At 68.1% G+C, this 16545-nt stretch carries 14 protein-coding genes; 4 read left to right on the top strand and 10 right to left on the bottom strand.

Annotated features, from left to right (window positions below; all coding sequences use genetic code 11):
• Window positions 1-114: 114 nt before the first annotated feature.
• Window positions 115-1035 (top strand): LysR family transcriptional regulator, encoded by a 921-nt coding sequence (locus U4012_RS25945; protein ID WP_321802146.1) that lies wholly within the window; start codon window positions 115-117, stop codon window positions 1033-1035.
• 260 nt (window positions 1036-1295) lie between these two features.
• Here the strand turns inward: U4012_RS25945 and alaS are convergent, their stop codons facing one another.
• Window positions 1296-3920, bottom strand: a complete 2625-nt coding sequence (alaS, locus tag U4012_RS25940) for an alanine--tRNA ligase (RefSeq protein WP_321802145.1) — start codon at window positions 3918-3920, stop codon at window positions 1296-1298.
• A 240-nt stretch (window positions 3921-4160) separates the two neighbouring features.
• Between alaS and U4012_RS25935 the strand changes: the two genes are divergently transcribed.
• Window positions 4161-5381, top strand: coding sequence for a CaiB/BaiF CoA-transferase family protein (locus U4012_RS25935; protein WP_321802144.1), 1221 nt, complete (start codon window positions 4161-4163; stop codon window positions 5379-5381).
• A gap of 120 nt (window positions 5382-5501) precedes the next feature.
• Here U4012_RS25935 and U4012_RS25930 read toward each other — a convergent pair whose 3' ends face one another.
• Entirely contained in the window at window positions 5502-6050 is a 549-nt protein-coding gene (locus U4012_RS25930) for an RBBP9/YdeN family alpha/beta hydrolase (RefSeq protein ID WP_124488938.1), read from the bottom strand.
• Between the two features lie 163 nt (window positions 6051-6213).
• A complete protein-coding gene (locus tag U4012_RS25925) occupies window positions 6214-6423 on the bottom strand; it encodes an ornithine acetyltransferase (protein ID WP_006497729.1) in 210 nt (69 codons plus the stop codon).
• A gap of 252 nt (window positions 6424-6675) precedes the next feature.
• Here U4012_RS25925 and U4012_RS25920 point away from each other — a divergent pair, with 252 nt between their 5' ends.
• Window positions 6676-8385 (top strand): glutamine--tRNA ligase/YqeY domain fusion protein, encoded by a 1710-nt coding sequence (locus U4012_RS25920; protein WP_044846114.1) that lies wholly within the window; start codon window positions 6676-6678, stop codon window positions 8383-8385.
• Window positions 8386-8503: 118 nt separating this feature from the next.
• Here U4012_RS25920 and U4012_RS25915 read toward each other — a convergent pair whose 3' ends face one another.
• The 3 genes from U4012_RS25915 to U4012_RS25905 all read right to left on the bottom strand — a co-directional run bounded on the left by U4012_RS25915 (window position 8504) and on the right by U4012_RS25905 (window position 10849).
• Window positions 8504-8974, bottom strand: coding sequence for an NUDIX hydrolase (locus tag U4012_RS25915; RefSeq protein WP_044846139.1), 471 nt, complete (start codon window positions 8972-8974; stop codon window positions 8504-8506).
• Window positions 8975-8985: 11 nt separating this feature from the next.
• Window positions 8986-9372, bottom strand: a complete 387-nt coding sequence (locus U4012_RS25910; protein ID WP_044846115.1) for a hypothetical protein — start codon at window positions 9370-9372, stop codon at window positions 8986-8988.
• Between the two features lie 127 nt (window positions 9373-9499).
• The gene (locus U4012_RS25905) at window positions 9500-10849 is read right to left on the bottom strand and encodes a cytochrome-c peroxidase (RefSeq protein WP_321802143.1); all 1350 of its coding nucleotides are present in this window, start codon (window positions 10847-10849) and stop codon (window positions 9500-9502) included.
• 221 nt (window positions 10850-11070) lie between these two features.
• On the opposite strand from U4012_RS25905, the gene U4012_RS25900 reads away from it, so the two are divergent.
• On the top strand, window positions 11071-12657 hold the full coding sequence (locus U4012_RS25900; protein WP_044846117.1) for an acid phosphatase: 1587 nt from the start codon (window positions 11071-11073) through the stop codon (window positions 12655-12657).
• Between the two features lie 139 nt (window positions 12658-12796).
• Here the strand turns inward: U4012_RS25900 and U4012_RS25895 are convergent, their stop codons facing one another.
• The 4 genes from U4012_RS25895 to U4012_RS25880 are packed head-to-tail and all read right to left on the bottom strand — an operon-like array spanning window position 12797 to window position 16456.
• Window positions 12797-14350 carry an alginate export family protein gene (locus tag U4012_RS25895; protein WP_321802142.1) on the bottom strand — a complete coding sequence of 518 codons (1554 nt, stop codon included), beginning with the start codon at window positions 14348-14350 and terminating at the stop codon, window positions 12797-12799.
• Complete coding sequence (locus U4012_RS25890) at window positions 14347-15045, bottom strand: YoaK family protein (RefSeq protein WP_044846118.1); 699 nt, start codon at window positions 15043-15045, stop codon at window positions 14347-14349. Before U4012_RS25890 ends, U4012_RS25895 begins: the two co-directional genes overlap by 4 nt.
• Window positions 15042-15956 (bottom strand): glyoxalase, encoded by a 915-nt coding sequence (locus U4012_RS25885; protein WP_321802141.1) that lies wholly within the window; start codon window positions 15954-15956, stop codon window positions 15042-15044. Before U4012_RS25885 ends, U4012_RS25890 begins: the two co-directional genes overlap by 4 nt.
• Window positions 15957-16009: 53 nt before the next feature.
• A complete protein-coding gene (locus U4012_RS25880) occupies window positions 16010-16456 on the bottom strand; it encodes a DoxX family protein (protein WP_321802140.1) in 447 nt (148 codons plus the stop codon).
• Window positions 16457-16545: the final 89 nt, after the last annotated feature.

Raw genomic sequence — 16545 nt, 5'->3', positions numbered from 1 at the left:
GCCGCGCGCGGCGCGCGCCGGCCGGAACGGAAATCGGAACGCTTGTATCGTAGCTTGACCGAACGTTCTCGATAAATGAATAATCAAGAATCGACATATCTCCGGGAGAGAATCATGGACCTGGCGGCGCTGGCGATTTTCCGGGCTGTCGTGCGCGAGAACGGCGTGACGCGCGCGGCGGCGAAGCTCAATCGCGTGCAATCGAACGTGACGACGCGCATCAAGCAGCTCGAGGAGGAACTCGGCGCGGCGCTGTTCGTGCGCGACGGCCGCCGGCTCGTGCTGACGCCGGCCGGGCACACGCTGCTGCCGTACGCGGAGCGGCTGCTCGCGCTTGCCGACGAGGCGCGCGACGCGGTGCGCGAGGACACGCCGCGCGGGCGGCTGCGCCTCGGCACGATGGAAAGCACCGCCGCGAGCCGGCTGCCGACCGTGCTCGCGCGCTATCACCATGCGTGGCCCGACGTGTCGCTGGAGCTCGTGACCGGCACGACCGGCTGGCTGATCGACAAGGTGCGTGATTTCGAGATCGACGCGGCGCTGTTTGCGCGGCCGCCCGAGCCGGACACGCTGCCCGACACGTTCGAGACGGTGCCGATCTTCCGCGAGGATCTCGTGCTGCTGACGCCGCGCGGCCATCCGGCCGTGCGCACGCCGCGCGACGTGATCCTGCCGACGCTGGTCGCGTTCGAGCGCGGCTGCACGTACCGGAAATATGTCGAGCAATGGTATGCGGCGCACGGGATGAAGCCCGCGCGCGTGCTCGAACTCGGCTCGTATCATGCGATCGTCGCGTGCGTCGCGGCCGGCGCGGGCATCGCGGTCGCGCCGCGCTCGGTGCTCGAGTTGCAGCCGGAGACCGGCAACGTCGCCGCCCACACGATCCCCGAACTCGAAGGGATCGACACGCTGCTCGCGTGGCGGCATGGTTACGCATCGGCGGCGCTCGCCGCGTTGCGTGATGCGCTGGGCGAGGCTGCGCGGGAGCCGGGTGATGCGACCAAGGCGGCGGTGGCCGCATCGGTGTCGGCCTGAGTCGGGATCGCCGGCAGCCGCTGGTGCGCGCGCTCGATCTTCATTCCGACACGGGCGATGCGGCCAGGGCGGTGGTGGCCGCGTCGGCGTCTGCCCGAGCCGGGAACGCAGGCGAGCGCCAGGGAGCGCGCTAATTCTTCATACCGACAAAAACAAAACGACCCGACCGGCACACGTGCCGATCGGGTCGCTTTTTTTGATGCGAAGCGATGTGACGCGACGCGGTCAGCCCGACCACACCGCATCACCAGCCATGCCGATCAAAGACGCTCTTCGACCCAGCCCTTGACGCCTGCCAGCGCGCCCGGCAGGTTCGCCGGTTCCGTGCCGCCTGCCTGCGCCATGTCCGGACGGCCGCCGCCCTTGCCGCCGACCTGCTGCGCGACGAAGTTCACGAGCTCGCCGGCCTTGACCTTCTTGCTTGCGTCCGGCGTGACGCCCGCGATCAGGCTGACCTTGCCGCCTTCGACGGCCGCCAGCACGATCGCCGCGCTCTTCAGCTTGTCCTTCAGCTTGTCGACCGTCTCGCGCAGCGTCTTCGCGTCCGCGCCGTCGAGCGTCGCGGCCAGCACGAACACGCCGCCGACTTCGATCGCCTGCTGCGCGAGCTCGTCGCCCTGGCTCGACGCGAGCTTCGACTTCAGCGCGCCCAGTTCCTTCTCGAGCGACTTCACCTGGTCCTGCACCTGCGCGATGCGTTGCGTGAGTTCCGACGGCTGCGCCTTCAGCGCGGCGGCCGCTTCGTTCACGCGCGCATCGAGCTCCTGCACGTAGCGCACCGCGTTGTCGCCGGTGATCGCCTCGACCCGGCGGATGCCGGCCGCGACGCCGCCTTCGACGACGATCTTGAAGAAGCCGATGTCGCCGGTGCGGTGCACGTGCGTGCCCCCGCACAGTTCGCGCGAGAAGCCGAGATCGAGCACGCGCACTTCGTCGCCGTACTTCTCGCCGAACAGCGCCATCGCGCCGCCCTTCACCGCTTCGTCGTACGGCATCACGCGCACGATGCCCGGCGCGTTCGCGAGGATTTCATTGTTGACGATCTGCTCGACGCGACGGATTTCGTCGTCGGTCAGCGGCGCGTTGTGCGCGAAGTCGAAGCGGGTTTTCTCCGCGTCGACGAGCGAGCCCTTCTGCTGCACGTGTGCGCCGAGCACTTCACGCAGCGCCTTGTGCATCAGGTGGGTCGCCGAGTGGTTGCGCTGCGTGCGTGCGCGACGATGCGCGTCGATTTCCGCGCGCAGCACGTCGCCGACCTTTAGCGTGCCCTGTTCGAGCGTGCCGTGGTGGCCGATCACGTCGGCCTGCACCTTCAGCGTGTCGGCCACGGCGAAGCGCGTCGCTGCATTCGCGAGCACGCCCTGGTCGCCGACCTGGCCGCCCGATTCCGCGTAGAACGGCGTGTGGTCGAGCACGACGACCGCATCCTGGCCGTGCTTCACTTCGTTGACGGCCGAACCGTCGACGTACAGCGCGACGACCTTCGCGTCGTCGAACGCGATCTCTTCATAACCGTGGAACGTGGTCTTCGCGCCCGAGTATTCGAGGCCCTGCGTGGCCTTGAACTTGCCGGCCGCGCGCGCCTGCTCGCGCTGACGCGCCATCGCGTCGTCGAACGCCGGCTCGTCGACCGTCATCCCGCGCTCGCGGCACACGTCGGCCGTGAGGTCGAGCGGGAAGCCGTACGTGTCGTGCAGCTTGAACGCGAGTTCGCCGTCGAGCACCTTGCCGCCCTTCGCTTCGACATCCGCCAGCGCCGCTTCGAGGATCGACATCCCGTGCTCGATCGTCTCGAAGAAGCGCTCTTCTTCCTGGCGCAGCACGTCGGTCACGCGCTGTTCGGCTTCCTTCAGTTCCGGATAGGCTGCGCCCATCTCGGCGACGAGGTCAGCCACCAGCTTGTGGAAGAACGAGCCCTTGCGGCCGAGCTTGTAGCCGTGGCGGATCGCGCGGCGCACGATGCGGCGCAGCACGTAGCCGCGGCCTTCGTTGCCGGGGATCACGCCGTCGACGATCAGGAACGAGCACGCGCGGATGTGATCGGCGATCACCTTCAGCGAGTTGTTCGTGAGGTCGCTGATCTCGGTCACGCGCGCGGCGGCCTTGATCAGGTTCTGGAACAGGTCGATCTCGTAGTTGCTGTGCACGTGCTGCAGCACCGCGGCGAGGCGCTCGAGGCCCATGCCGGTGTCGACCGACTGCTTCGGCAGGCGCGTCATGTTGCCCTGCGCGTCGCGGTTGAACTGCATGAACACGAGGTTCCAGATCTCGATGTAGCGGTCGCCGTCTTCTTCAGGCGATCCCGGCGGGCCGCCCCACACGTCCGGGCCGTGGTCGTAGAAGATTTCGGTACACGGGCCGCACGGGCCGGTGTCGCCCATCGTCCAGAAGTTGTCCGACGCGTAGCGCGCGCCCTTGTTGTCGCCGATGCGGATGATCCGCTCGGTCGGCACGCCGACTTCCTTCGCCCAGATGTCGTACGCTTCGTCGTCTTCCTGGTAGACGGTGACCCACAGCTTTTCCTTCGGCAGCTGGTAGACCGTGGTCAGCAGTTCCCACGCGAAGCGGATCGCGTCGTGCTTGAAGTAGTCGCCGAACGAGAAGTTGCCGAGCATCTCGAAGAACGTGTGGTGGCGCGCCGTGTAGCCGACGTTCTCGAGGTCGTTGTGCTTGCCGCCCGCGCGCACGCTGCGCTGCGCGGTCGTGGCGCGCGTGTACGGACGCGGATCCGTGCCGAGGAACACGTCCTTGAACTGGACCATGCCCGAGTTCGTGAACATCAGCGTGGGGTCGTTACCGGGCACGAGGCTCGACGAGCGGACGATCGTGTGGCCCTTCGATTCGAAGAATTTGAGGAATTTCTCGCGGATTTCGGCAGCTTTCATGGCGTGCGGGGAATGTCTGGCTGAGACGGCTTCAAACGCCGGCCGTCCTCGCGGACGCACGGCGGGCAGATATCGTAAACGAGCGATTATACGATACAGATCGGCGGCTCCCACGCCAGCGGCCCGCCGCGCCGGACGAGCGGCCTGGGCCACCGGCGCGGCCGATTCGCCTTAAGATGCTCGGCATGCCAATCCGCCTTGCCTCGGGCCGGGCGAGCCATGAAAGGAGACGATTCGACGATGGGTGCCCTGAGCCATATCCGCGTGCTGGACCTCACCCGCGTGCTCGCGGGCCCGTGGTGCGCGCAGACGCTTGCCGACTTCGGCGCGGACGTGATCAAGGTCGAGCGCCCCGGCGCCGGCGACGACACGCGCCACTGGGGGCCGCCGTACCTGAAGGACGCAACCGGCGCCGATACGGCCGAGGCCGCGTACTACCTCGCGGCGAACCGCAACAAGCGCTCGGTGACGGTCGACATCGCGACGCCGGAAGGCCAGCAGATCGTGCGCGAGCTCGCCGCGCAGAGCGACGTCGTGCTCGAGAACTACAAGGTCCGCCAGCTGAAGAAATACGGGCTCGATTACGAATCGCTGCGTGCGGTGAAGCCCGATCTCGTCTACTGCTCGGTCACCGGATTCGGCCAGACGGGCCCGTACGCGCACCGCGCGGGCTACGACTTCATCGTCCAGGGGATCGGAGGCTTCATGAGCATCACCGGCGAGCGCGACAGCGAGCCGGGCGGCGGCCCGCAGAAAGCCGGCGTGGCGATCGCCGATCTCGCGACGGGCCTCTATTCGACGATCGCGGTGCTCGCCGCGCTCGCGCACCGCGATCGCACGGGCGAAGGCCAGTACATCGACATGGCGCTGCTCGACGTGCAGGTCGCGCTGCTCGCGAACATGAACACCAACTTCCTCGCGAGCGGCAAGCCGCCGGTGCGCTGGGGCAACGCGCACCCGAACATCGTGCCTTACCAGACGTTCCAGACGAGCGACGGCTGGATCATCGTCGCGGTCGGCAACGACGGGCAGTTCCGCAAGTTCGTCGAGGCCGGCGGGCGGCCCGAGCTGGCCGACGACGAACGGTTCGCGACGAATCCGTCACGCGTGCGCCACCGCGACACGCTGGTGCCGATCCTCGCGGAGATGGTGAAGGCGCGCGGCAAGGCCGACTGGATCGCCGTGCTCGAAGCGGCCGGCGTGCCGTGCGGGCCGATCAACGAACTCGACGAGGTGTTCGACAACGAACAGGTGGTCGCGCGCGGAATGCAGGTGTCGCTGCCGCACCCGTGCGGCGCGGACGTGAAGCTCGTGCGCAATCCGATCCGGATGAGCGCGACGCCGCCCGATGCGCGCACCGCCCCGCCGCTGCTGGGCGCGCAGACGGAAGACGTGCTGCGCGACATGCTCGGCTACGACGATGTGCGGATCGCCGCGTTGAAGGCGAAGCAGGCGATTTGAGCGGGCGGGCGCGCGCAGGCGTGCCGTTGCGCGCTCGCGCACCTGCTGCCAGCGCGGGGCGACCGCAGGCGCGGCCCGGGCGCCAGCCGGACGGCCGGCGTCGAATCGATCGACCCGACGCTAGCGCGCCAGCGCATCGAGCCAGCCGCGCCCCTGCGGCCAGTCGCCGAGCCCGCTGTCCGCGTTGATGTGGCCGCGCGGGCCGAGGTCATGAAACGCACTGCCCCACGCGTGCGCGCAGCCGCGCGCGAACGCGAGCGAGCCGTACGGATCGTCGCTGCTCGCAACCACGCAGGTCGGAAACGGCAGCCGCTCGTGCGGCACCGGCCCGAAGCCGTGCGCGTCGGCCGGAAACGCCGGCCCGGCCGGATCGGGCAACGCGACGAGCAGCGCGCCGCGCACTTTCTCGAGCGCGGCCGGCCGCGCGTAACGGGTCGCCCACCACGCGGTGGTCAGCGTGCCGAGGCTGTGCGCGGCGATCGTCACGGGGCCCGGCGCGGCTTCGACCGCACGATCGAGCGCGAGACACCAGCCGTTGCGGAACGCACGGTCCCAGTCGGGCATCGCGATGCGCACGAAACGCGCGTCGGCGCGCTCCCAGCGGCTTTGCCAGTGGAACGGGCCGGAGTTGCCGTAGCCCGGCAGCACGAAAACGAGAGAATCGCTCATGGAAGGTTCGTCGACGCATGAAGTCGTTTTATGTAACGTCGACGAAGTGTCGCACACCCGCTCCTCCCTGATGTTGCCTGTCGAATCGCGGAATGGATGTGCGGTACATGAATCGGTCGCGCTGCGCACGCGACCGGCCGGCGCTCACTCGCGCCGGCTTCGGTCAGCGCACGCCGGCGCCGACGAGGCCGCCTGCCGCGGCGCCGGCGACCGTGCCGACCGGGCCGCCCGTGATCAGGTAGCCGAGCGCGCCGCCCGCTGCCGCGCCGATCCCGGCGTTACGCTGCGTATGCGTCATCGCGCATGCGCCGAGTTGCGACAGGGCCGCGACGATTACCGCGGTACGAACGAGAAAAGTGGTCTTCTTCATCATGATTGTTGGCTTCCTCCCGCCCCGCAAAAACTGCGAATGGCGGCATTGATTCGGTGAAGCCATCATAGGAAAAGCCGAATGCGGGGGGCAATCCGATTTACGTCGTGTTACAGCCGACACACTATCGAGATATTGCGATCGGCAGCGCGAACCGCCCTGCCGACGCCGCAACCCGCGCGGGACGGACCCCGGTCAGGTAGAATTACGGGATTAAACCGGCGCGACGCGCCGACACAACCTGACGCCAACCGCATGAGCACCGAACGCAACGACGCCCCCGCGGCTTCCAATTTCATCCGCAACATCATCGACGACGACAACCGCACCGGCAAATGGAGCGGCCGCGTCGAGACGCGCTTTCCGCCCGAGCCGAACGGCTATCTGCACATCGGCCATGCCAAGAGCATCTGCCTGAACTTCAGCGTCGCGCGCGACTACGGCGGCGTGTGCCACCTGCGCTTCGACGACACGAACCCGGAAAAGGAAAGCGTCGAATACGTCGACTCGATCGTCGACGCCGTGCGCTGGCTCGGCTTCGACTGGCGCAAGGACGCGGTCGATCACCAGTATTTCGCGAGCGACTACTACGACAAGCTGTACGAATTCGCCGAGCTGCTGATCCAGCGCGGCAAGGCGTACGTCGACAGCCAGAGCGCCGAGGAAATGCGCGCGAACCGCGGCTCGCTGACCGAAGGCGGCAAGCCGTCGCCGTTCCGCGACCGCTCGCCCGAGGAAAACCTCGACCTGTTCCGCCGGATGAAGGCCGGCGAGTTCAAGGAAGGCGAGCACGTGCTGCGCGCGAAGATCGACATGGCGTCGCCGAACATGAACATGCGCGACCCGGTGATCTACCGGATCCGCTACGCGCATCACTACCGTACCGGCGACGCATGGTGCGTGTATCCGATGTACGACTACACGCACTGCATCTCGGATGCGCTCGAAGGCATCACGCATTCGCTGTGCACGCTCGAATTCGAGGATCACCGCCCGCTGTACGACTGGGTGCTGAACGAACTCGCGGAAGCCGGCGTGTTCACGCGCCCGCTGCCGCAACAGATCGAATTCTCGCGCCTGAACCTCACGTACGCGATCACCAGCAAGCGCAAGCTGCTGCAGCTCGTCACCGAAGGTCACGTCGAAGGCTGGGACGACCCGCGGATGCCGACGATCGTCGGCATCCGCCGCCGCGGCTTCACGCCGGAGAGCATTCACCTGTTCTGCGAGCGGATCGGCGTGACGAAGGTCGATTCGTGGATCGACATGAGCGTGTTCGAAGGTGCGCTGCGCGACGACCTCGACGACAAGGCGCCGCGCTCGGTCGCCGTGCTCGATCCGCTGAAGCTCGTGATCGACAACTATCCGGAAGGCCAGGAAGAAGCGTGCACGGCGCCCGTGCACCCGCACCATCCCGACCGCGGCGTGCGCACCTTCCCGATCTCGCGCGAGCTGTGGATCGAGCGCGAGGACTTCGTCGAGAACCCGCCGAAGGGCTATTTCCGCCTGTTCCCGGGCAACAAGGTGCGCCTGCGCTACGGCTACGTGATCGAATGCACGGGCTTCGACAAGGACGCCGACGGCAACGTGACGGCCGTGCACTGCAACTACTTCCCGGACAGCAAGTCGGGCACCGAAGGCGCGAACAACTACAAGGTCAAGGGCAACATCCACTGGGTCAGCGCGAAGCACGCGCAGGCGGCCGAAGTGCGGATCTACGACCGGCTGTTCAAGGCGCCGCACCCGGACGCGGGCGGCGCGAACTTCCTCGAGGCGCTGAACCCGGACTCGAAGAAGGTCACGCAGGCCTACGTCGAGCCGGGCGCCGGCGACGTCGCGCCGGAAACGCGCCTGCAGTTCGAGCGTCACGGCTATTTCGTCGCCGACCGCGTCGATTCGAAGCCGGGCAAGCCGGTGTTCAACCGGATCGTCGGGCTGCGCGACAGCTGGGGCAAGCCGGCCTGACGGCCTGCGCCGCGCGCGGCGCGGCGGCCTCGCACCGCCCGCCGCAGGATGAAAAAAAACGGCCTTCGGGCCGTTTTTTATTGCGTGCGCGCAAGCGCGGCTGCGCCGGCCGCCGCGCTTACGCGCTCGCCAACCGCCGATGCAGATCCGCGAGCGACAGCGTCGTGCGAAACAGCCGCGCGAGGCTGCGGCTTGCATACGCGTCGACGTCGCCGGGCGCGGTCCAGCGATACGCGTCCATCTCGGGAATCAGCGAGCCGTCGCGACGGCTCGGGAACAGCGACGTGCACGTGCAGCGCGCGGGATCGATCTCGTCGTCCGCGACCTGCACCGCGAACAGGTGCAGGTCCTTGTCGTGACGGTAGGCGAAGCGGCCGAGATCGAGCAGCCGCGCCGGCGCGAACTCGATGCCGGTTTCCTCGCGCAGCTCCCGCAGCGCCGCGTCGACCGGCGATTCGCCGGGCTCGCCCTGCCCCTTCGGGATGTCCCAGTGCGTGGTGTCCGTCGCGTGCGCGAGGAATACGCGGCCGGCCCCGTCGAGAATCACGACGCCGCACGACACCGTGCGCGACGCACCGCTGCGCTTCATTGCACGCGCGCTCAGCGCTTCTGCAGCTGCCACTTGCCCGTGGCGGTCTTGCAATAGACGGGCTTGAGCGTCAGCGTCTGGCCCTTCGCGGAAATGTCGGTGGCGATCTCGCGGCAGGTCTTGCCGTCGTTCTCGGACGTCGACGGCGTGAGCTTCGCATCGATCTGCGTGCCGCGGCCGCTGCTCTGCCAGGTCGTGGTCTCGCCGTCCTTGCCTTCGTCGCGCACCTGCGCCACGGCCTTGGCCAGCGACGCACGGTCGGTCTTGCTGAAGTAGGCGAGCGGCGTGTCGTTCAGGAAGCCCAGGTTGCTCTGTGCGTAGGCAGGCAGCATCGCGGCTGCGCACGCGGCGCCGGCCAGCACGCGCGTGACGACGGAAAGGGATGCACGCATCGACATGTGTTGTTCTCCTTGGATGTTCGATCGAACGGCATGGCGCGCGGCCGGCGAACCGGCGGCCGGCGAACCGGCACGCGCCACGCCCGTCAGCCAGCGAGCATAGCATGCGTGCCGCCAGGAACGTCGTCTAGCGGGCCGCCGACGCGGCTGCCGGTTGATATCCGTCGGTCAGCGTGTTCAGGAACGCGATCACGTCCCTGATCTCGGCCGCGTTCAGCGCGGGCGCGTCGCCGCGCTTGCGGTCGAACGGCGGCTCGCGGTTGATGTTCGGCCAGTAGCGCTTCGGCAGGTCGTCGTAGACCTGCACCTTGCCGTGCACGACCGGATAGAACTTCTCCGGATGGATGTCACGCTCGACGTAGAAGCGCATCACGTCCTCGAGCGAGTGGTACACGCCGTTGTGGAAGAACGTCTTGCGCAGCGCGACGTTGCGCAGCGACGGCGTGCGGAACAGCCCGCAGAATTCGTCGCGGCCCTTCAGGTCGGTGCGCTCGGGGCCGCACGCGCCGAGGTCGTAAAAGCGCGGATCGCGATTGACCGGCAGCGCGCGGTTGCGCGGCACCGCGATCGCGATCAGGCCGAAATCGCTGAACTGCGGCGGCCCGCCTTCGAGCGTGCGCTGGCTCACGTGGCAGCTCGCGCAGTTGCCCTTCTTCTCGTCGTTGAACAGCTGCAGCCCGCGCAGCTCGGCGGGTGTCAGCTGCGCGTGGCCGGCCAGGTACGCGTCGTACTTGCTCGTGTACGGATCGAACAGCGCCGGCTGCTGCTGGAATGCGTCGAGCGCGCGCAGCACCGCACCGAACGTCGCCTGGTCGTCGCCGAGAACCTGGTCGCCGAACGCCTTGCGGAACGCGTCGGCATACGGCGCGGCGCGCACCGCCTTCGCAACCCGCGCCGGCGAACTGCTCATCTCGAAGGGCGACGTGAGCGGAATGCGCGCCTGCGCATCGCGCGTATCGACGCGGCCATCCCAGGTCAGCCCGCCGGTGGGGCCCGCATCGATGCTTTCGTCACCTTCGTCCGGCGAATCGTGGAAGTGCTCGCTGAACGGCGGAATGCCGCGCAGGTACTTCAGCGACGGCACCGCACGAAAGCCCGTGCTGTGCATGTCGTCGCCGCCGAGTTGCGCCGACAGCGCGTTCGGCGGCCCGAACGCATGCTCGGCGCTATGGCACGACGCGCACGCGAGCTTGCCGGACCCGGACAGCGACGGATCGAAGAACAACTGCTTGCCGAGCGCCGTCATCTGCTTCACGCCCTCGAATACCTGTGCGCGCGTCTGCGGCTGGCTGGCCGGCGCGACCGCCGGAGCGGCCGGTGCGGCCTGTGCCGCCGGCACGATGGCGGCGGCCGATGCATCGGCACCGGGGCGCGCATCGCAACCGGCGAGCGCCGCGAGCCCGCCGACCAGCGCCAGCGCCGCCGCGGCAGGGATCAGCGATCGCGCGGACGCGAAGGATTTCAGAAGGCTGTGCATCGTCGTTCTTCTTGTAGCGGTGGGCAACCGGCCGGAGCTTATGTCAGTTCCGTGACCGCCGCATGACGTTCGACCGACAGTCATTTGAAAGCGCCCCTACACCCGGCTGTCAAATCGGTTCCAGATAATGCGCGCAGCCGGCAGGTGTCCGAAGGTTCCCGCGCCGGCCCGACACCACCGCGATTCCCACACGCGACACACGACGAAAGAGAGAACATCGCATGAAGAAGCACGCCTGGATTCGTTACACGCCGATCGCCCTCGCGGCCGCGCTCAGCCTGACCGCCTGCGGCGGCGACGATGTCACGCAGCAAGGCCTGTCGGCCGTCAAGAACGTCGTCGTGATCTACGCGGAAAACCGCAGCTTCGACAACCTGTACGGCAACTTCCCCGGCGCGAACGGCCTGCAGAACGCGACGGCGGCGAACTCGGTGCAGAAGGATCGTGACGGCTCGACGATGGCGACGCTGCCGAAGATCTGGGGCGGCCTGACCGCGACCGGCATCACGCCGGCGGTCACCGAGGCGATGACGGCGAACCTGCCGAACGCGCCGTTCGCGATCGACGATCCGAAGGGCTTCAACCAGTCGATGAGCATCGCAACGCGCGACATCGTGCACCGCTTCTACCAGGACCAGATGCAGATCAACGGCGGCAAGAACGACATGTACGCCGCATGGACCGATGCGGGCGGCCTGACGATGGGCCACTACACGCCGGACCCGTCGAAGCTGCCGCTGTGGAAGATCGCGCAGCAGTACGTGCTCGCCGACAACTTCTTCATGGGTGCGTTCGGCGGCTCGTTCCTGAACCACCAGTACCTGATCTGCGCGTGCGCGCCGTTCTACGCGAACGCGAACACGAGCCCCGCGGCCGGCAAGATCGCCGTGTTGAACGCGGACGGCAAGTCGCTGAAGGTTGCGACGAACTCGCCCGCGTCCGCGCTCAGCGGCCCGCCGAAGTTCGTCAACGACGGCGCGATCACGCCCGACTTCTTCGCGGTCAACACGATGCAGCCGCCGTATCAGCCGAGCGGCAACAAGGCAGCCACGGGCGGCGATCCGCTGCTCGCCGATCCGGCCAATCCGTCGACGATGCCGCCGCAGACGGCGACCAACATCGGCGACCTGATGACCAATGCGGGCGTGTCGTGGGCATGGTACGGCGGCGCGTGGGGCCAGGCGCTGCAGGCAAGCCAGAACGGCACGTCGAACGTGATCTACGGCGCCGACCTGTCGACGCCGAACTTCCAGCCGCACCACCAGCCGTTCAACTACTTCGCGAACCAGGCACCGGGCACCGCGAGCCGCGCGCAGCACCTGCTCGACGGCGGCGCGAACGGCGCCGAGTTCATCAAGGCGATCGACGCGGGCACGCTGCCGCAGGTCACGTTCTACAAGCCGCAAGGCAACCTGAACGAGCACCCGGGCTACACGGACGTCACCTCCGGCGACCAGCACATCGCCGACGTGATCGCGCACCTGCAGGCAAGCCCGCAGTGGAAGAACATGGTCGTCGTCGTCACGTACGACGAGAACGGCGGCTTCTGGGATCATGCCGCGCCGCCGACCGCCGATCGCTGGGGTCCGGGCACGCGGATTCCGGCGCTGATCGTGTCGCCGTACGCGAAGAAGGGTTTCGTGGACCACACGCAGTACGACACGGGTTCGATCCTGCGTCTCATCACGCGCCGCTTCTCGCTGCCGCGCCTGCCGGGCCTGCAGCAGCGCGACGACGCACTGAAGGCGAACGGCGCGCAGCCGATGGGCGACCTGACGAACGCGCTCACGCTGTCGCCGAACCTGTAACGGCATCACCGCGAACGGGCCGGCCGCGCGGCCGGCCCGGACGAACGAAGGGCGACCCGCTGCGACCTGCACCCCAAAGCCGGATGCGAATCCCGCCTTTGGGGTGTTTTTCATGCGCGCGCGGTGCCGCGCGGCCGCGTCACCAGCCGTACTTCAGCTCGACGCCGACGTAGTCCGCGTTGTGCCCGCCCGCCTGCCGGATCGCGTCGCCGACCTGGAAGTGCACGGCCTCGACCGCGCCGATCAGGTTCGCGGCGATCGTCCAGTCCGCGCGCAGCTGCACGTACATCCCCGTCCAGCGGCCGCCCTTGCCTGCCGTGCCCGGCACCGGAACGTTCGGCTGCTGATAGACGGCGTCGCCGGTCGTCTCGCGCCACTGGAAACCCAGCGCGCCGAGCAGCGACAGGTTCGCCGACGGCTTCAGCGTCACGGACGGCTTCACGTGGATCAGGTTCGCATAGCTCGTGTAGCCGGCCAGCGTGAAGTAATAGCCGTTCGGAAACAGCGGATTGAAGGTGCCGACGCGGCCGTCGTGCGGATGCCGGTCGCCCGAGGCCGCATCGATCTGCAACGCGACGCGCGGCGACCACGGCGCATCGAGCTTGTAGCCCGCGATCGAGCCGACGGCCCACGCACCGATCGTGTCGTTGCCGACCGTCCCGGTCTGCAGCATCGTCTCGAGATCCCAGTCGAAACGGCCCTGCGTGCCCGTGTAGCGAACGTCCCACACGTCGCGATGCTCGGCGCCGCTCGCATCGAGGAAACGCGCGTTGCGGCGGTTGTAGCGCGACCAGTAGCCGGACAGGTCGCCCGGCCCGACCGACTGCCGCTCGACGCGCACGCCGCTGAAGGTGAGACCGCGATTGGACACGTCGTCGAAATCGGACGCGTTGCGGTTCTGCACCGGTTGCGTCGCGTAGCCGATGAAGCGCCATTTCCCGTATTCGTAATCGGCCCAGACCGCATCGAACGCCTGCCGCACGTTCGGGCCGTCGCGCGTGGCGATGAAGCGCTGCAGGTCGAACGCCATCTCCTGCCGGCCGACGCGGAACTTGAACGTGCCGCCGCCGAGCGCGCCCGTGTAGGTCGCGAACGCCTGTTCGAGATCGAGCGGGTTCTTGTCGACGGGCGACACCGTGTTCTTGCCGAACGCGCGCGCGTCCTGCAACTGCGCGAAGAACTGCCAGTGCTGGCCGAGATGCGCATCGGCATGCACTTCGACGCGCTGGATCAGGTACGTGTCCGATTGCGCGGAGCCGATCCCGAACAGCGGCGCGTCGTTGGTCTCCAGCCGCTCGCGCAGGTTCACGCCGAGCGATAGATAGGACGCCGGATCGTTGCCGAGCGGAATGTATTTCAGTCCGTCGAGCGGCGCACGCGGCACGCACGGATTCGCGAGCACCGACCAGTCCTCCTGCCAGCGGTTGAACAGCACCGTCGGGCGTTTGGTCGTGCACGTCGATGCGGCGGTGGCCGTCTGGGTCGCTGCCGGCGTCGAGGTCGAAACCGATGACGCAGCCGAAGGCTGCGCCGGTCCTTGCGTCGATGTCGGTGTCGAAGTCGAAGTCGTTTCAGCCGCCGTTTCCGCGACCGCCGCGTCGGCGCCCGCGCACAACAGCGCCGCGACGACCGACAGGCGCGCGGCCCGTTCGAAGCCGCGGGCGTCGCGTCTGCGCTGCCCCCGCGCGGTCATGCGCGCTCCTGCGCGGCGGGTGCGGCCGCTTGCGCCGCACACAGTGCAAGCGTCGCGAGCGCGCCGACCGGCGCGAGCAGCGCCAAGAATCCGACGTAGCGGAACCCGAGCGCACCGCATGCCGCGCCGAGCGCGAACGCGACGATCGCCGGCAGCATCTTGCCGAAGCGCGCCCGCGCCGCCGCGCGCGCGGCGTCGGCCGTGCCGGCCGACAGCAGGTCGACGACGTCGAGGATCGCCTGCGTCACGTTGCCCGTCATCACCGTGTTCGGCACGCCGCCCGCGCGCGAAATCACGCGCGGATGCGCGTTCTGCACGCCCATCGCGAACGTGCCGACGATGCCGGCCACGAGCGCCGGCAAGCTGTCGGGCTGCGTGACGGGCGTCGCCCACACGCCGGCCGCGCAGAAGCCGAGCAGCAGCACGGCCTGCACCGCATGCAGCGCGCGCGTGCCCTGCCAGGCGGGCCGCCCGGACATCGACCGCGCGATCAGGCTCGCCGCGATCACGCCGCACACGAACGCGGGAAACACGCTGAGCTTCAGCACGACACCCTGGCCGAAGCCCGCGATGCCCGCGCCGATCAGCACGAAGTTGCCCGTCACGTGTGCGGTGAACAGCCCGAACAGCGCGACGAAGCTCAGCGTATCGACGAAGCCGGCCACCGCGGCAAGGATCGTGTCTTCGTGCTTCATCGCGCTGCGCTCGCGTGAATTTCGGCGACGTAGCCGCCCGGGAACTGCACGAGTGCCGCGTCGCGGCCGTCCGCGGTGTACGGCGGCACGAGCACGCTCACACCCGCCGCCTTGGCCTTCTCCAGCGTCGCGGCCAGGTCCGGCACGTCGTAGCCCGTCATCTCGCGCCCGTACGGGTAAGGCAGATGGCCGTCCGTCACGAGCACGGTCATCTTGCCGAAGCCCGATTCGATGCGAATCCGGCGATACGTGTCGTTCGGCCGGCCGATCTCGATGCCCGGCGCCTTCAGGTTATCGGACACCACCTTGCCTTTCGAGAACTTGACGAAATCGTGCACGAACTTGCGTACGCTTTGCGGCGACACGTAGACCCGGTTCTCGGGGATGGTCTGCAACGCGTCGTAGTTCGGCGCCTGGGTGTGCCAGTAGAGTTGCATGTTCACGCCGCCCGTCCACGCAACGACCGCATCGCGGCCGATCGGATCGGGGAACGTGTCGACGATCACGTCGGCGCCGTGCTCGCGCGCCGACTTCACCGCGACGTCCATATCGGTGACGAGATAGCCGGTGCGCTCCGCGCAGAACGGATACGGGACCGGCGTCTTGAAGCCGAACACCGAGATCGTGCCGACCGGCGTCAGCACGAGCTGCGACATCGTCTGGCTCGGCGTCGGCGTGACCTGGAACACGCCCTGCTTCGATTTCTTGCCGCCGAACGTCGCGACGAAACTGTCGGTGAAGCGGTCGAAGTCTTCCGGCGCGACGCACACGTGCGTGGTGTCGTACTGCGGACCGACGGCCACCGTCGGCGCGACCGCGGGCGGAACCGGCGGTTTCGCGAACGCGGCAGGCGCGGCGACGAGACCACTGGCAATCGCAAGCGCCAGCAACGCGGAACGAAGGGTTTTCATAACGGATGTCCTTGTTGTTTCTTCAAATGATGCACCGGTCGGGGGAATCCCGGTCAACTGCTGCCGTCGCCGGCCGGTTGCCGCGCATCGTCGAGCACGGTCGCGAGCACGAGCGCCGCGATCAGCCCAAGATGCTCGAAAAAGCTGTTGAGCGCCATGAAATGTTCGGCGCCCGAGCGGTTCCAGAAATCGTTCGCCACGACCATCGCGACGAGCGTCAGCATGCCGAGGCTGCCGGCGCCGAGCCACGTGAAGCGGCGGAACACCACGCACAGCGAGCCGCCGATCTCGACCGCGATCGCGAGCGCCGCCCACAGCGCGGCCGGATGCAGGCCGAAATGCGCCTGCTCCGCGACCGCGCCGTCGAAGTCGAGCGCCTTCGCGACCCCGCCGATCAGAAAGGCGGAAACGAGTGCAAGCCGGACCAGCGCGCCGACCCACGGCTGCGCGAGCAGGACACGGATCCACGCGGGGCTGTACCGGCCGATCGTCGTCGACATGTCAGACCGCCCAGCACGAACAGCCGAACGCGCCCCAGAAGCCCTTCGCGTCCGAGGTCGGCAGCGTGCTGCCCCACGCACTCGCGTGT

The sequence above is a fragment of the Burkholderia sp. BCC1988 genome, assembly GCF_905339895.1.
In the GTDB taxonomy this organism is placed as follows: domain Bacteria; phylum Pseudomonadota; class Gammaproteobacteria; order Burkholderiales; family Burkholderiaceae; genus Burkholderia.
This window is presented reverse-complemented; position numbering and strand designations above follow the sequence as displayed.

Excerpts from the sequence above, each read along its gene's own strand:
- U4012_RS25880 (WP_321802140.1), bottom strand. The coding sequence starts at position 16,456 with ATGTCGACGACGATCGGCCGGTACAGCCCCGCGTGGATCCGTGTCCTG.
- U4012_RS25945 (WP_321802146.1), top strand. The coding sequence starts at position 115 with ATGGACCTGGCGGCGCTGGCGATTTTCCGGGCTGTCGTGCGCGAGAAC.
- U4012_RS25905 (WP_321802143.1), bottom strand. The coding sequence starts at position 10,849 with ATGCACAGCCTTCTGAAATCCTTCGCGTCCGCGCGATCGCTGATCCCT.
- U4012_RS25900 (WP_044846117.1), top strand. The coding sequence starts at position 11,071 with ATGAAGAAGCACGCCTGGATTCGTTACACGCCGATCGCCCTCGCGGCC.
- U4012_RS25910 (WP_044846115.1), bottom strand. The coding sequence starts at position 9,372 with ATGTCGATGCGTGCATCCCTTTCCGTCGTCACGCGCGTGCTGGCCGGC.
- U4012_RS25890 (WP_044846118.1), bottom strand. The coding sequence starts at position 15,045 with ATGAAGCACGAAGACACGATCCTTGCCGCGGTGGCCGGCTTCGTCGAT.
- U4012_RS25920 (WP_044846114.1), top strand. The coding sequence starts at position 6,676 with ATGAGCACCGAACGCAACGACGCCCCCGCGGCTTCCAATTTCATCCGC.
- U4012_RS25925 (WP_006497729.1), bottom strand. The coding sequence starts at position 6,423 with ATGATGAAGAAGACCACTTTTCTCGTTCGTACCGCGGTAATCGTCGCG.
- U4012_RS25930 (WP_124488938.1), bottom strand. The coding sequence starts at position 6,050 with ATGAGCGATTCTCTCGTTTTCGTGCTGCCGGGCTACGGCAACTCCGGC.
- U4012_RS25895 (WP_321802142.1), bottom strand. The coding sequence starts at position 14,350 with ATGACCGCGCGGGGGCAGCGCAGACGCGACGCCCGCGGCTTCGAACGG.
- U4012_RS25915 (WP_044846139.1), bottom strand. The coding sequence starts at position 8,974 with ATGAAGCGCAGCGGTGCGTCGCGCACGGTGTCGTGCGGCGTCGTGATT.
- alaS (WP_321802145.1), bottom strand. The coding sequence starts at position 3,920 with ATGAAAGCTGCCGAAATCCGCGAGAAATTCCTCAAATTCTTCGAATCG.
- U4012_RS25885 (WP_321802141.1), bottom strand. The coding sequence starts at position 15,956 with ATGAAAACCCTTCGTTCCGCGTTGCTGGCGCTTGCGATTGCCAGTGGT.
- U4012_RS25935 (WP_321802144.1), top strand. The coding sequence starts at position 4,161 with ATGGGTGCCCTGAGCCATATCCGCGTGCTGGACCTCACCCGCGTGCTC.